16 protein-coding genes are annotated in these 15,310 nt (G+C 29.0%); 12 read left to right on the top strand and 4 right to left on the bottom strand.

The genetic code is table 11. The features are described 5' to 3' along the window. Positions 1 to 34: 34 nt before the first annotated feature. From PSF86_RS05110 to PSF86_RS05055, 12 genes are all read left to right on the top strand, one after another. A complete protein-coding gene (locus PSF86_RS05110; RefSeq protein WP_277898980.1) occupies positions 35 to 541 on the top strand; it encodes a hypothetical protein in 507 nt (168 codons plus the stop codon). Continuing rightward, the gene (locus tag PSF86_RS05105) at positions 538 to 1,707 is read left to right on the top strand and encodes a PBSX family phage terminase large subunit (RefSeq protein WP_277898979.1); all 1,170 of its coding nucleotides are present in this window, start codon (positions 538 to 540) and stop codon (positions 1,705 to 1,707) included. Before PSF86_RS05110 ends, PSF86_RS05105 begins: the two co-directional genes overlap by 4 nt. Beyond that, positions 1,707 to 2,270 (top strand): hypothetical protein, encoded by a 564-nt coding sequence (locus PSF86_RS05100; protein WP_277898978.1) that lies wholly within the window; start codon positions 1,707 to 1,709, stop codon positions 2,268 to 2,270. The genes PSF86_RS05105 and PSF86_RS05100 overlap by 1 nt, the downstream gene beginning before the upstream one ends. Before the next feature lie 7 nt (positions 2,271 to 2,277). Next, a complete protein-coding gene (locus PSF86_RS05095) occupies positions 2,278 to 2,697 on the top strand; it encodes a hypothetical protein (RefSeq protein WP_277898977.1) in 420 nt (139 codons plus the stop codon). Between the two features lie 7 nt (positions 2,698 to 2,704). After that, positions 2,705 to 3,166 carry a hypothetical protein gene (locus tag PSF86_RS05090; protein WP_277898976.1) on the top strand — a complete coding sequence of 154 codons (462 nt, stop codon included), beginning with the start codon at positions 2,705 to 2,707 and terminating at the stop codon, positions 3,164 to 3,166. Further along, positions 3,166 to 4,311 carry a hypothetical protein gene (locus PSF86_RS05085; RefSeq protein ID WP_277898975.1) on the top strand — a complete coding sequence of 382 codons (1,146 nt, stop codon included), beginning with the start codon at positions 3,166 to 3,168 and terminating at the stop codon, positions 4,309 to 4,311. The genes PSF86_RS05090 and PSF86_RS05085 overlap by 1 nt, the downstream gene beginning before the upstream one ends. Further along, the gene (locus PSF86_RS05080; RefSeq protein WP_277898974.1) at positions 4,311 to 6,203 is read left to right on the top strand and encodes a hypothetical protein; all 1,893 of its coding nucleotides are present in this window, start codon (positions 4,311 to 4,313) and stop codon (positions 6,201 to 6,203) included. Before PSF86_RS05085 ends, PSF86_RS05080 begins: the two co-directional genes overlap by 1 nt. A gap of 23 nt (positions 6,204 to 6,226) precedes the next feature. Continuing rightward, the gene (locus PSF86_RS05075) at positions 6,227 to 8,698 is read left to right on the top strand and encodes a coiled-coil domain-containing protein (protein ID WP_277898973.1); all 2,472 of its coding nucleotides are present in this window, start codon (positions 6,227 to 6,229) and stop codon (positions 8,696 to 8,698) included. Between the two features lie 196 nt (positions 8,699 to 8,894). After that, positions 8,895 to 9,533 carry a sigma-70 family RNA polymerase sigma factor gene (locus PSF86_RS05070; RefSeq protein ID WP_277898972.1) on the top strand — a complete coding sequence of 213 codons (639 nt, stop codon included), beginning with the start codon at positions 8,895 to 8,897 and terminating at the stop codon, positions 9,531 to 9,533. Beyond that, on the top strand, positions 9,514 to 9,753 hold the full coding sequence (locus PSF86_RS05065) for a hypothetical protein (protein ID WP_277899616.1): 240 nt from the start codon (positions 9,514 to 9,516) through the stop codon (positions 9,751 to 9,753). The genes PSF86_RS05070 and PSF86_RS05065 overlap by 20 nt, the downstream gene beginning before the upstream one ends. Positions 9,754 to 9,808: 55 nt before the next feature. Beyond that, positions 9,809 to 10,297, top strand: a complete 489-nt coding sequence (locus PSF86_RS05060; RefSeq protein ID WP_277898971.1) for a hypothetical protein — start codon at positions 9,809 to 9,811, stop codon at positions 10,295 to 10,297. A gap of 109 nt (positions 10,298 to 10,406) precedes the next feature. Beyond that, a complete protein-coding gene (locus PSF86_RS05055) occupies positions 10,407 to 10,895 on the top strand; it encodes a hypothetical protein (RefSeq protein ID WP_277898970.1) in 489 nt (162 codons plus the stop codon). 326 nt (positions 10,896 to 11,221) lie between these two features. On the opposite strand, the gene PSF86_RS05050 is transcribed toward PSF86_RS05055, so the two are convergent. The 4 genes from PSF86_RS05050 to PSF86_RS05035 all read right to left on the bottom strand — a co-directional run bounded on the left by PSF86_RS05050 (position 11,222) and on the right by PSF86_RS05035 (position 15,103). After that, complete coding sequence (locus tag PSF86_RS05050; protein ID WP_277898969.1) at positions 11,222 to 11,620, bottom strand: hypothetical protein; 399 nt, start codon at positions 11,618 to 11,620, stop codon at positions 11,222 to 11,224. A gap of 40 nt (positions 11,621 to 11,660) precedes the next feature. Then, a complete protein-coding gene (locus PSF86_RS05045) occupies positions 11,661 to 12,062 on the bottom strand; it encodes a hypothetical protein (protein WP_277898968.1) in 402 nt (133 codons plus the stop codon). A gap of 441 nt (positions 12,063 to 12,503) precedes the next feature. Further along, positions 12,504 to 13,277 (bottom strand): sigma factor-like helix-turn-helix DNA-binding protein, encoded by a 774-nt coding sequence (locus tag PSF86_RS05040; protein WP_277898967.1) that lies wholly within the window; start codon positions 13,275 to 13,277, stop codon positions 12,504 to 12,506. Positions 13,278 to 13,561: 284 nt separating this feature from the next. Beyond that, entirely contained in the window at positions 13,562 to 15,103 is a 1,542-nt protein-coding gene (locus PSF86_RS05035) for a recombinase family protein (protein WP_277898966.1), read from the bottom strand. Between the last annotated feature and the right edge of the window lie 207 nt (positions 15,104 to 15,310).

Below are 15,310 nucleotides of genomic sequence, written 5' to 3'. Positions count from 1 at the left end.
CATAATAATAATAGCAAAACAAATGAAGTAATATATGGCAACCAAACAGCAAACAACTTGGATTCCAGCGATGAGGGATGTAATTGAAAATGAAGATTTAACCTTTCTTAATAAAAAAGAAATATGGTTTTTAACCAATAAAAGATTGCCCAAAGAAGATAAAATTGCATGGGATACCTTCGACAATTGGAGTAAAGGGAGAGCAATTAATATGAATGATGAAATTGGCAGGACGATTCAAGACATGTTATTGGAAGCCGATATAAGAATGAAGCAGAGTATTGGTAAAAAGATGTTGGACAAAAGCACAGAAAGAAGTTGGCAAAAAATGGCTTGGCTATTGGAGAGGAAATACAAAGAGTTTAACAATAAAGTTATCCAATTACCACAACATGCACCACAGATATTTATTGATGCGAGAAATAGCAAAGATGAAGATATGATAAATAATATACTAAATGGTGGTTTGTTAAAGGATGCCAAGCCAATTGCCCAACTAAAAGAAAATAATAACGAAAATGATAATGATAATGATAGTTGAAAATAACCACGGCATTCAGGAAGATAAATGAACTAAAAGGTAATATAAGGGTTGTGCAAGGCTCGGCAGGGAGTAGCAAAACTTATTCAATATTACAACTACTTATTTTAACTGCTATACAAAATAGGAATAGTACGCTGGTTAGTATAGTTAGTGAGAGCATGCCACACCTTAAAAGGGGTGCAATGCGTGACTTTGTTAACATATTAACCGAAATGGGATTATACAATGAAAAACAACACAATAAAACTGAAAATAGATATAGGTTAGGAAGAACAAGATTTGAATTTTTTGGTGCAAATGAACCATCAAAACTAAGGGGTGCGAGAAGGGATATATTATTTGTCAATGAAGCAAACAATATAAGTGAAGAAGCATTTCATCAATTACAGATGAGAACAAGAACTTTAACCTTTTTGGATTTTAACCCATCGCATTTAACATATATACGGGATTTGATTGAAGATGATAAATCAAATTTTGTAATTCTTAATTATTTGGACAACGAATATTTACCTGAAAATACGATACAATATTATCAGGATAAAATAAAGAAAGCTGAAAATGGTAGTGAGTATTGGAAAAATTGGGTAAAGGTATATGTATATGGAATAGAAGGGCAAATTGAGGGTGCAATATTTACCAACTGGAAAGAAATAGACAGATTGCCCGATGATGCAAAACTGTTGGCTTGTGGCTTGGATTTTGGATTTGCAAATGATGAATGTGCCGTTAGTGCATTATACCAATATGATGGGGAATATATAATTGATGAAATCATTTACCAAAAGGGATTATTGAATAATGAACTGGCAAAATTATTAATCCAAAAGGGGTTAAAAAACACAATCATTTATGCGGATTCAGCCGAACCAAAATCTATAAAAGAATTGAATACATATGGTTTAAATGTTGTACCAGTTAAGAAAGGAAAAGACAGCGTTAATTATGGAATTAATTTGATGCAACAAACATCCTTTAGGGTGGTTAATTCGGCGGTTAATTTAATCAAAGAATTAAACAACTATACATGGGCTAAAACAAGGAATGGGGAAAGGTTAAACATACCAATTGATAATTATAACCACTTAATAGATAGTATAAGATATATATATCTAATGAGAATGGGAAAAAAACAACATTTCGGATTAAAAATGGTTGGATAATGGATTTAAAAAGATACACATTTAAAGAGTTTTTAAGCCTATCTGATGAATCTATTATTGATAGTTATCTGTTTGTATTGGAAGCATTAAAACCTCTTAAAACGCTAAATAAAAAGCCTTTAAAGGAACTTATAAACCTATCATTTGGAGAGGTGATAAACGCAAAATTAATTTTAACGCAACCAACAAAAGAAGGATTGGTTGAACTGATTAAAATGGTTAGCAATTTAAAGAAAAAACAAATATATGATTTATCGATATATGATTTTTATGGTGTGTTGAACAACCTAAAGGAGCAAGTAATAACCATCAATGAGATGGAAGAAAATAACCTAGTAAGTAAACACACAAGCATAGAATGGGAAATGGTTGATGGAAGTAAAAGACTGTCAAAATATGGGGTGTTAAACACAATTGACAAATTGGCTAAAGGTGATATTTTAAAATATGAACAAATTGAAAAATTGCCTTATCAATTGGTACTATCAAAATTAATGATGGACATGGAAAAAAGTGATATAGAGGCGGATATAAATAATATTAAAATGAAAAAAATAGCTTAAAAAAAACATGTACGATTTATTAAAAAATATTGCTCAAATAAATAACTGGGAATTTATCTATGGTAGGCAGGACTATCAAAATGTGGAAGATATGTATAATGAAATCGATGATAATAAGGTTAATTTATTTTTGGATTCGGTTGTAATCGATACATCATTTTCTGAAAGTGGTGTTGAATCAAATACATATTCGGGAAGGTTTCTTTTACTATTATCATCCGATGTTGATGAATTATATGATGGTGATGAATCTTCAAAATATCAATCCTATATAAAACCATTAATTGACAACCATTTAACCAAAATCAAAACGATTTTAAGCTGTGGCGATTATGCCATAAATACATTTAGGACAACCGAGGTAATTAACTTATTCGACGGGAATTATGATGGTATCATTGTAAACTATAACGTAAGCGAAATATAATTATGAATTGGAAATTTTTGATAACAACAAAATAATTGAAGATGAATTAAATGCCATTAGGGATGACATTTTAACCCTTTATAATAATTCTAACAAAAGAACTTCAGGACAATTTGAGAAGGACTTAACAATTGAATTGGGCAACAACATGGGTAGCCTTTTAGGTAACATGACATTGCAAGGGAGAAAAGCAGGAAAACAACCACCCATTGAAGCCATTGAACAATGGATTGAAGAAAAGGGCATAAAACCATTGGAAGAAAAAATGAGTACTTCCACCCTAGCCTATTTAATTGCAAGAAAAATAGGGCAAGAAGGTACTGATAAAGAGAATCATTTATATGTGTATGATAAAATTATAACGCCTGACAGAATACAAAGTATAATAGATAGGTTAACCGTATTCAACGCACAAATGTTCATAAATGAAGTAACAATAACAATTAAAGAATCATTTAAAAATATATAATGGCAACCAATATAATATCACAACCCGAAGGAATAAATAATGTATTGTCCGCATATAACAACAGTATAGTTAAATGGGATAATAATACACTTTCAAATATAACATATGGGGAAGTACATACAAGTGTAAGCACATTACCATTTAAGGTTTATCCAGCCCCTGATGGTACATTTTCAATTAATTTAAAAGATATAATTAAAGTTGAACTTGGTGATGAACCATTTGAAGATAGTATTGAACCTGATTTAAGTACTGGTGATTTTATTTATCAGGATCCAAATTTAAAATTAACATTCAATCCAGAATTTAGGGTATGCAATGATAACGCCACATGCCAAGGGCAATCCATTGGCTTTAGGTTAATTAAAAGTGCTGAAGATATTCTTGGTTATGTGCAAAAATTAAATGCATCGCCAAATATGTACTTGATGTTACCAAGTGAAAATAATGTGGATTTTAAAGCAACATATTTTGAGGGTTACCCATTTGATGTTGCATTGTTAAATGTTGAGAACAGCAAAACAATCAAAATTAAAAATGCGAGTACTGGCATGGAAGTTAGCGAAGCGACAAATGATATAAACGTTAAAAGAATTGTTGTAAGCGATGGTGCATATGATTGGACAAGTGAAGATATATTACCACTTACACCAAAACAAAACAAGCTGGAAATATACGTTAACGATGTATTTAAAAATAATTTGGTACTGGATAGGATTGATGCAAAATGCGGTGTATACCTTAAATGGTTCAATCGTAACGGTGCATACTCATATTGGTTATTTGATAGATTTTATGAAGATATACTTAAGACAAAAACTGATACCAAAAACAAATATTATGTGGGTTACGAAAATATTGAAAACCTTAATAAAATATATCAAAACGGTAATAAAACAATTGAACGTAGTTATACATTAACAACAACTGTTAGAAAAGAAGATTATAAAACAATTGAGAGTTTATACATGTCACCGTTTGTTCAAATGTACATACATCAAACACCATTCAACCAAGTAAGTAATAAAGATTTTATCAATGTTGAAATAGAAGATAAAAGTTATGTGGTTAGCGAACAAAAAAATGGAAAAATACAAGTTAAAGTAACTATAACGATGCCCGATTTATTTATGCAAAATTATTAATGGTTGAAGAAATATTAATTATTGAAAACAAACAAGTTGATTTAATACCTAAAACGATTACAAGGAACATCCAGCTTAATAATTTGGGGAATGTTACCAATAAACAATCATCGTATAGCCAATCAATAAAATTGCCCAAAACAACAAAGAATACCAAAATATTTGAATTTCTTGGCGTTGTTGGCAATCAATCAACCGCACCATACAAAAAATTAAAATGTACCTATTATTGCGGTGGCGTATGCTTGGTTAATGATGGTTATGCCGTTGTTAATGGTACAACCGATATGTATTACAACATAGTAATATATAATGGTATTATAACCTTGGCAACAGCATTGCAAGGTAAAACAATGGCAGATTTGGATTATTCTTATGCGAATCACACTTTGAGCGAAAATAGCTATAAGGATGGTTTATTAAGTGATAATACATTGTATCAATATCCAGTTGTTGATTATTCTGATTGGGAGTACACAAACATCTTTCCAGCAACGGTACAAATTGACAAGCAATACCCAATGTTAAGGGTAAAACAGCTATTTAAAAATATTTTTACCCAAAGCGATTTAATTGTAACTGGTGATTATATCGATGAAACCATTGGCAATGATGAGATAACCAATATCACCGATGCATATAATATTACAGATGCTGGTGGTGGTGGCGATACTGCATTGGGTAGTTTTGCCACAAATACAATTACAAAGAACGTAACTGATGGTATTGCCCCAATTCATATTGAAAATGATTTTAATATAACAAGCAACTCATTATCATCCCCATTATCGGTTAGTTCTAACAAAATAACATGTAATTCAAATAATAAACCAATCCAATTCACATGTACATTCACGTGCACATGCGATGATGGTATTGGAACGATAAGAATAACCAAGAATAATGTTACCATAGATTCATTTCAGTTTGACGATGATATAACCGAAACAAATTATGAGGTGAACACCATTTTAAACAATGGTGATGATATAGGTTTTGAATTAATATCGGTTTCAAATGGTAGTTATGATGTTGTATTAAGCGCAAGGATTAATGGAACGGCAAAGGAAATTGCACCATCATCATACGATGTTAACATCATAAGCAATTCCGAAATAACGCAACTGGATTATATAAAGGACGTTATGAACCGTTATGGTTTATTGATTAATTATAATGCACTTAACAATACATATGAATTAAAAAATATAGATAACCTTATAACCGATTTTGATAATGCTGACAATTGGACAACAAAATATCAATCAAGTGAAGGCGAATTATATAAATCATCATACTACCAAAAAAATAATTTTAAATTTAATTATGATGAAAATTATATTGATGAACCATTGGATGGTTATTTTACCATCAATAATCCAGTACTAGCAGAACAAAAGGAAATATATACAAGCGTCTTCAATATCGCATATGCTGGCACTAGACAATTCAAAACCAAATCATTATATAGGTTACCACTTTTAAACTATGATGAAGACAATGATAAATTGGTGGCAAAGGAAGAAACATCACCCTTATATCTGTTCAAACTAAAAAGGGGCTTACCATCAACATTCAATGCAAGGTTATTAAATGATACACCTTTTAGCGTTACGGCATCACCTCAATTAATAGGTTATGTAACGTTGGAAGATACCAGCATGCAATATTATTTGGATACCTATTACAATAAATTCATTCAACTTTTACAAAACTATAAAGAAGTTAAAATGAAAATGAAACTATCAATTGTGGACATATATAACTTTTCGTTCTACAAGTTGATTTTTTTAGAACAAACTGGTAAGTACTATTTCATTAATAATATTCGATTTAACCCAAATAAACCAATTTCAGATGTGGTTTTGGTTGAGATACCATTTTATGTATAACGATTAAAATAAAGAAAATATGAGTGGCACAAAAGGTAAATATACTAGACTTAGATATAAACACAGATGGCTTAATAAAAAAATTAGGTGACACAAAAAAAAGTATTGACGAATTAAAGGAATCACAAAAGGAGTTAAAAAAACAAGGTGATACCAATTCGGAACAATATGTAAAAAATGAAGCGCAATTAAAATCATTAACATCTTCGTTCAACAATCAAAAAAAGGTAGTTGAACAATTGATTGATGAACAAGGCAAACAAGTTCAGGTTACCACAAAGTTAACATCAGCAATTACAAAAGAAAATAAATCGATTGATGAAGCTTCAAACAATAATAAGGAATTAAAAAAACTTCGTAACCAATTAAACACTTCCACCAAAGAGGGTGCGCAAGCTGTGGAACTTATCAATGATAAGATTGATAAGAACAATGCCTTTATAAAGCAAAATACATCAAGGTTAGAACAGCAAAAACAATCAATAGGTGGCTATACATCAGCAATCAATAAAGCCAAAATAGGTGTTAAGGCATTTGGTGCAGCATTAAAGGCAACTGGTATATTGCTTATTGTCGGTGCAATAACAAAATTCACGGAAGCTTTAACACGTAACCAAAAGATTGCAAATACAATCAATACGGTATTCAATGCCATTTCAATAACCTTCGATAAGGTTGTTGGTACTGTGGTTGATACTGTAACGCAAGTATATAACGCAACAAATGGTTTTGATAATTTAACCAAAACCGCAAAAGGTTTAATAACGCTTGGTTTAACCCCAGTTCAATTGGCATTTCATGGTATAAAGGCATCCATTTTGGGTGCGCAATTATTATGGGAAAAATCAATATTCGGTAATAATGATTCAACCAAAATAAAGGAACTGGAAGATGATTTGGCAAATACAAAAGCAACCATTGATGAACTTGGAAAACAGGCAATCATTGCTGGAAAACAAGTGTACAATAACATAGGGGGCGCATATGACGAATTAAAGGAAACTGGAAAGGCAATTGCCAATAATGTATCAAAAATAGATTACTCAAAAATAATAGATGATGCCAAAGCCCTAACCGATATAAAGAATAACATGGAAAGGCTTGTTATTCAACAGGAAGGTATTATCCAACAATTTGAAAGACAAGCTGAAAAACTAAGACAGGCAAGGGATGATGAATCAAAGACAATTGAAGAAAGAAAGAAAATAAATGAAGAACTGGCAAAGGTACTGGATGAACAGGCAGAAGCAGAATTAAAATTAATCGATTTAAAAATAAGCGGTGCATCAAAAGAAGCTTCACTTAACAAGGGCAATATCGATTTGGAAAATGAGGTATTGCGGTTAAAGAACGAAAGATTGGAAGTTGAAAACAGGATTGAAGGGCAACGTTCCGAATACTTGGCAAACCAAAACGCACTTAACAATGAAGAAATTGCACAACTGCAAGATTTCCAAGCAAGAAAAAAGGCAATAGAAGATGAAATAAGGGCATACACAATCGAAAATGATTTTGAATATAGGGAACAAAAAATACTTGCAGATTATGAAGCACAACAAAAGGAACTGGAAAATTTAAGGTTAACGGAACAACAAAAAACGGATTTACTTTTGCTTGCCCAAACTGAAAGGGATGCACAACTGCAACAATTAAAGGAAGAACAAAGACAGGCAGAAATCGAAAATGATTTAATTAACCTTGAAATAGATAGACAGGCACAAGCGGAAAATTGGCAATTCAATTTGGATGGGCAACTTAATTATTTGAACAAACAAAAACAACAAGAACTATCCACAGCCGATAAAACTGGAAAGGATAAAACAAAAATAGAAGAAAAATATGCCAAGTTAGAAGAAAAGATAAAACAAGCAACAGCACAGGCAAAATTAAATATCGCATCGCAGACATTGGGCAATATGGTTGCCATAATGGGCAAGGAATCAACCGCAGGAAAAGCATTTGCAATTGCACAGGCAACCATTGATACATATGCATCGGCAGTTGCTGCATATAATGCAATGGCAGGAATTCCAATTGTTGGGCCAGCATTGGGTGCGGTTGCCGCAGCGGCAGCCGTTGCAGCTGGTATTGCAAACGTAAAACAAATAACATCCACAAAAGAACCATCAATGCCATCAACAGATATTAATGGTTATGCAACGGGTGGAAGGATAAACGGTGGACAAGCAATAAGCAGGAGCAATGGAGATAATAGATTGATTACAGCCAAGGATGGTGAGGTAATATTAAATGAAAACCAACAAGCATTATTGGGTGGCGATGCCCTATTTAAATCAATCGGGGTACCTGGCTTTGCAACTGGTGGCGTTGTGGGTAAACCATCAAATACAGCTTCACCATTAATCGATTATAACCTATTAACGCAAAGCATGCTAGTTGCTTATTCAAATGCACCATCACCAGTTGTGAGCGTGGAAGAAATAAACGATGTTAACAACAGGGTAAGCGTTATACAATCGGGAGCAAATTTATAATTCCAATGGGCATATCAAATAAAGGTATGCCCATAATTATTTAAAAATAAATGAACTTTTAATCAATTGCCACATATTTATTAATAAAACAATTTCAATATGAAAAATGATATAAAGGAAATTATTGAACGAACAAAACATTTGAAAGAATTTGCACATGCAATAATCAATAACGAGCCATTTAATTATACCCCAATTGACAAAGATTAAAACATTAAAATTATTTGAACAATACCACAACACGGACAATCAAATTAAAAAGGAAAAAATAAAGAATAATATCATTGAGAACCATATACCATTTGTTATTAGCATTGCCAATAAATGGAACAGGAAGGAACATAAGCAAGATTTGATACAAGTTGGAAATATAGGCTTATTAAGGGCATTTGATGGTTTTGATTATAATAAGAACTTTTCATTTGTAACATACGCCCATTCTTTTATATGGGGAGAAATGAACAAATATATGAAGGGCAAAACCTCCACAATACACATTCCAATGCACAAGTATTATGAAAAAAATGAAACCTACCCCTATAAAAATATTTCGTTCAATTATAACATAACATCAAATCTATATGAGGACGCAAACTATATATACGATGATTTGGAAGAAGAAGAAATAAATAATAAAAGAATAGATATGTGTTTGAACGCTTTAAACCAATATCCAAAACATAGGTATATAGTTATTAATTATATGGGATTGAACGTTAAAAAAAGAAGCATGCAGGAAATAGGTGATACATTGGGGGTAAGCAGAAGCAGAATATACCAATTATATAACGAAGCCATTGAACTGATAAAAGAAAATGTTAAACCAAAACAATGATAAGTTAATTGATTTTATAACAAAAAATGAACCCATAATACATCAAATGGTGCAATATGGGCTGTTGTCATTTACCATAATACGGGATATTGAGATATATAAAAAATGGAAGGAAATTAAATTAAACGAAACATCAAAATATCTTATTCTTGCCAATGATTATGAACTTTCCACAAGACAAGTGCAACGGATAATAAACAATATGAACAAAGATATTTGATATAATATCTATATTTGGTACTGCAACCATACAATAAACATCTTCAATATATAAAATGATTAAAACCAAATTATATTATAGTAAAGAAATATTGGATATATATAAAGAAAGTTTTAAACCAGTATATTATGAAAAAGATATTAGGGTAATTAATTCAAATTATTCAGATGAAATAAATGAATTTGAAAATAGTATAAGTAATGATTATATAATTATAGATAATGGAAAAATAAAAGAAATTAATTCATATTTTATTCAAAAGAGAAGTAATAATAATATTGTTGAATATAATTTTGAAATAAATAAAATAACCAAGTATGATAAAATGGTTCATGAAATTACTAACAATTATAGAGTTAAAATACTAATACCAAATAAACATGAACTAATAACCTTTATCCATCTAAAATGGTATCAATATTGGAAAATTAAGTATGATAAAAAAGATACTTGGTTACATAGAAGCAAATTAATAGATAAAATTGTATTCACCTTAATCGGTAGTATTATCACCCTTTTGTTAACTAAGTTTATAATTAACTGAATATATATTTATTAACCTAAACCCCTTATTTTAACCTGAAATCGGCAATTTAGTTAAATAACCATACAATAAACATCTTCAACATAAAACAAGAACATTATAACAACCAATGAAAAAAACAATCTACTACAGTAAAAAAACCAAAAAACAATTTGAAGTTAACATAAGTTATACATTAACGCAATTTGAAGAAGATTTTACCAATAGCGAAGAATATATTAAAAATACAAAGAACCTCTATGTTATAATTGAAAAAGGTAAACTAAAAGAAATAAAAGCACTATATTATAATGAAGATATACATAGTGTAATAGTTGAACATAAAACTAATATTAGAGAAGATATAGAAATTAACAAGTTGTCCAAAACAGATATAAAAAATTTAGGTATTAATAATGTAAATTATGAAATATCTTCCCCCTCTATAGAAATTACCGAAAAACAAGTTTATATATACCTTAATATGTTCGAATATTGGAAAATTAAATGCCATAAAAAAGATACTTGGTTACATAGAAGCAAATTAATAGATAAAATTGTATTCATGTTAATCGGTAGTTTTATCACTCTTTTGTTAACTGAATTTATATTTAACTGATTATGAGTTTGTTATGTGTGAAATATAATTGAAATATTGAATAGAAAATGTATTAAAGTATAAGGTTTATTATATTTTTTGCTTACTTTACCCACTAAAAAAAACATATAAAAAACTCTTGTATATATTGATTTTACTGGCTTTATCGGTATTTTACGATGAATAAATTAATTAAAAATATACAGATAATTTATATTGGATTAAATTCCATTAATTTCAATGATAAAATATTGCATTATAATTTACCTTATGTAAAATAAGTTTTTTATATGTTGCTATAATAAAAATCTATGATGCATAAATGGTATGATTAATTAACCTATCCCCTACCCTCTCATAATATGATAACATAAGCTTGTTATTGCAACTATTAATGAAAATATAGCTATTACAATGGCTGTATGGTTGTATATTATATTATTAAACTTAAGAATTAAATACTGATACCATGTGAGGTTAAAGAATATGAATGGAATATAAATATCATCGGTTTCAATGTAATATTGTTTATCTGTACCATAAAAGCCACGTTCATCTTTTTTCATATAAACTAATTGGTAGGGTGTATTCAAAGTTTCATAACTCATTTCATTACCATTATCACCATATATCATCCCATAATACAATAACAATTTATTGCCCTTGATTAAAATGTAACTCTTATCCAATGGTATGTCTTTATTATTGGCTAGTTCATTGGAATCATATGATATATTAATATTCATGGTTGGTTATTTATCTTTAATTCAATATCCATATATAATATTAGTTGCTTAATATTAATGTTATAAAGGTTAATACTGAAACAATTAAAGTTGTTATTGATACTACCATTGAAACATTGTTAGTTATTTTAGTACTCTTTAATACATTTATCTTTAGTTCTTCTACCCTATCTATTTCATCATAATATTTATCTACACTACCCAATTGTTTTACCTTTCTACCTTTATCTGTTAACCTATAAACCTTTTCTTGATGTCCGTTTTGTTTGATTAAACCAGTTAATCTTAAGCTGGAAAATATGGTATTAAATTCAGTTTTACTTAATACCTCATGTAGATGATTATACAAATTATAATTCCATATAATCTTATCTGTGTTATCAAATATATTTAACAACAACATCTTTTGTTTATCTGTTGGTTTGAAGTTATTTTTTTCCATCGTTATATAGTTATTTATTTATTAAAGGTAACCATAAATAAAAATGGCTGGTAACAAATAACCCAGCCATTATAACGTATAACATAATATCAAAATGAAAAATTATATATATCTCAAATATACCAATAAAAAATTATATAAACAATATGCTCATATCAATCATAACCATTCAAATAACCAATCAACCCTTCAATTGCGCTTTGTACATGGTACAATAGCCATGTTGTGCCACTAAAATAACATGCATATAATAGTATTTGATATAAATTAAAATCATTATGCCCAATAAATCCAATTAACAATCCAATCCAAAATGATAAGCACATCATGCAACTTAATAATTTGGATAAAACGTAAAATTTTACGTTCAAATACAATCTAATATTTTCAAAAATACTACCAAATACAATGATGTTACATATGCCATAACATCCCAACGTTTCAATTATTAAATTCATTTATATTCTTTAACCCCTTTATTATCTGTCTTACCCTTTCATCCGAAAGGTTATATATTTTCCCCAAACTCTCATAAGTATAATTGCCATTAAAATAATCCATAATCATATTAAAATGTTTTGGGTTCTTTTTCTGTATAATATTTTTATAATGTTGAATTATTAATTTATAATCCAAATCATAATCATCATTGGAAGCCATATAATCAATCATTTCTTCATCACCATCATATTTTGTATTAAGCGATATATAACTGTTGTATGCATGCTTAAAATACCTTTTAACCATGGCTGTTGCAATGTTCAAATCATCCGCAATAATATGGGTGTCACATTCGGTAAAATATATATGCTCATTGTTTGCCTTATGATTTATATATCTTTCAATTTTTTTAAATATAAAATGAGTATTATAATTCAAATTAACAATTTCCCTTTGGTTGGTTATTTCCCTGCATTTCTTTTTTATATATAGATTCAGATATGTTATAAATTTTATGTTTTTATTTAAATCAAATTTGTTTACACATTCATCCATCACAAAATATATCTCATTTATATAATCATATAATTCATCTTCGTTCCTTACATATTTTTTTGTTGCGGATGTTATATATCTAATATTATGAAGATATAATAACTGCAATGCATCATTATCTTTATTATTCTTACAATCTAATATTAATTCAATTGTCCTTTTTTCGGTTAATGGTTTATATTTTTTTAATAATTCCTTTAATTTTTTTGGTGTGTACATTTTTATCTTTAATAATAAATATGCTGCAATTGGTTAAAGTGAATATTATTTTAAATAAATTATTATAACGCATTTTAAAGCCATTTAAGAGCATTTAATTTATTTTATGATATAACATAACATTTTTTATTTAAATGCTCTTAGATTTAATTTAAATAACCTTAAATTTGATTCTATGGTGTATTATTATATATAAAACTTATTAAGGTATAATTTATAATAGATTTTATTTATGGTATGAAATTGAAAAGTTAATTGAATTTGGGGGTAAGGAATAATTGAATTTAGTGCATTAGTTCAAATACGGGTTCACCGTAATTCTTTTGATGTGGGTTGAATTTAAATATCATATTTTCTTTTAATAATATGTAGTTTTCATATTTAAAATCAATAATAAAATTCTCCATTTCCACATCTATTTTGAAATTGATATTAATGTGGTATTCTTTTTTTGTTTTGTTATCGGTTGTGGTTATGCTATTTATATATTTATTTAAAATTTCTTTTTTCTCTTTGAAGGTTAATTTATTTGACAAGTCATTTATATCTTCTTCAATGCTATTGATTAGTTTATTGCTGTTAGTTATATTATTAATAATATTTTCAACGTCCTTTATTTTTTGTTTTTCAGCTTCAATACTTGAATCGTAATCATTTATTATTGCTTTTATGTCCTTTTCATCAATAAGCCCATCAACAGTCATTCTAATGGCTTTATTTTTCTTTTTGTTATAAGCCGTTATATTGTTATTATAAGTTGTTATATCGGCTTTTAAACGCTTCAATTTATCATCATCATGTTTATATTCATCCTTTACCTTATCGATTAGCCAGCTGTTATTTATTATAAGCTGGAAAATAAAATTTTCCATTTTATCTATATCCAATCTTCTATTGCCACAGCTTTTATGTCCACTTCTAACGCTTGCGCATATATAATGCTTATCACCAGCTTTTTTATTTATTCTTCCATTGTAGTTACGTCCACACTTGCCACATTTTAATAAGCCTTTTAAAAGGTATCTGTGCGTTACTTTTTTTCCCGTACTTGATTGTGAATTAGATAATTTTTTTTGGACTGCATCAAATAAACCTTTATCAATAATGGCTGGGCATTCGTATATATTATTTTTAAATAGTCTTTTACCTATGTATGTTGTGTTGTGCAATAAATTCCATAATACATAGCTTTTCCATTGCTTGCCATTTCTAGTTAATCGTTCTTCATCATTTAGTTTATTGCAAAGGAATTGCACACCGTCATTATTTTTTAAGTATAATTGGAATATCTCATTTACAAATTTTGCTTCATCATCATCAACCACCATATATCCATTATCATCTTTTTTATATCCCAATGGAATAATGCCATGCGTCTTACCTTCACTTACTTTTTTTTGTATTACATTTTTGGTTTGATAGGATTGAAGTTGCGCTTGGTATTGATTTAAATTTGATAGTATTGAGGTTGTTAAAAGTGTTGTAGGGTTATTGAAATCCAGCTTTTCATTATTACCAAAATACACATCAATATTATTCTTTTTTGCTATATCAACGAAAAAAGCAAATGTTAAGCTATTTCTATCGAGCCTGTTCTGATTACGCATCCATACTGAAGTAATAACACCGCTATTTATTTCATTCATCAGAAGCTGTAGTTGTGGACGTTGTGCAATGTCCAAAGTACCGCTTACCCCCTCACCTTCATTATATATTTTGTATTTTAATTTATGAGTTTTAGCAAAGTCCTTGCCTTCATTAAGTTGGTTATTGATTGAATTTGAATCTTCATCTTCTTTGCTTAAACGGACGTATATAGCTAACATAGTAATAGTTATAAATATTAATTTATTTGGTACATATATACAAATATATTATATTTGCATCAATAAACTACATTTATAATTAAAACATTTGTTTAAATAGCAGGATTGTGTTTACAATAATGTAACAGTAGGTATTGATTAAATTAAAAGAGGAAGGATTATTGTTTCTTAAGCTGAAAAGTTATTGGACGGGGTAAAACAGTTAAA

The organism is Galbibacter pacificus, assembly GCF_029603165.1.
In the GTDB taxonomy this organism is placed as follows: domain Bacteria; phylum Bacteroidota; class Bacteroidia; order Flavobacteriales; family Flavobacteriaceae; genus Galbibacter; species Galbibacter pacificus.
The sequence above is the reverse complement of the archived record's forward strand: the minus strand, read 5'-3'. Positions and strand labels throughout refer to the sequence as shown.

Bases quoted from the DNA above. Each gene is read 5' to 3' on its own strand.
- PSF86_RS05045 (WP_277898968.1), bottom strand. From the start codon at position 12,062: ATGGAAAAAAATAACTTCAAACCAACAGATAAACAAAAGATGTTGTTG.
- PSF86_RS05080 (WP_277898974.1), top strand. From the start codon at position 4,311: ATGGTTGAAGAAATATTAATTATTGAAAACAAACAAGTTGATTTAATA.
- PSF86_RS05035 (WP_277898966.1), bottom strand. From the start codon at position 15,103: ATGTTAGCTATATACGTCCGTTTAAGCAAAGAAGATGAAGATTCAAAT.
- PSF86_RS05110 (WP_277898980.1), top strand. From the start codon at position 35: ATGGCAACCAAACAGCAAACAACTTGGATTCCAGCGATGAGGGATGTA.
- PSF86_RS05060 (WP_277898971.1), top strand. From the start codon at position 9,809: ATGATTAAAACCAAATTATATTATAGTAAAGAAATATTGGATATATAT.
- PSF86_RS05065 (WP_277899616.1), top strand. From the start codon at position 9,514: ATGTTAAACCAAAACAATGATAAGTTAATTGATTTTATAACAAAAAAT.
- PSF86_RS05095 (WP_277898977.1), top strand. From the start codon at position 2,278: ATGTACGATTTATTAAAAAATATTGCTCAAATAAATAACTGGGAATTT.
- PSF86_RS05085 (WP_277898975.1), top strand. From the start codon at position 3,166: ATGGCAACCAATATAATATCACAACCCGAAGGAATAAATAATGTATTG.
- PSF86_RS05040 (WP_277898967.1), bottom strand. From the start codon at position 13,277: ATGTACACACCAAAAAAATTAAAGGAATTATTAAAAAAATATAAACCA.
- PSF86_RS05100 (WP_277898978.1), top strand. From the start codon at position 1,707: ATGGATTTAAAAAGATACACATTTAAAGAGTTTTTAAGCCTATCTGAT.
- PSF86_RS05055 (WP_277898970.1), top strand. From the start codon at position 10,407: ATGAAAAAAACAATCTACTACAGTAAAAAAACCAAAAAACAATTTGAA.
- PSF86_RS05050 (WP_277898969.1), bottom strand. From the start codon at position 11,620: ATGAATATTAATATATCATATGATTCCAATGAACTAGCCAATAATAAA.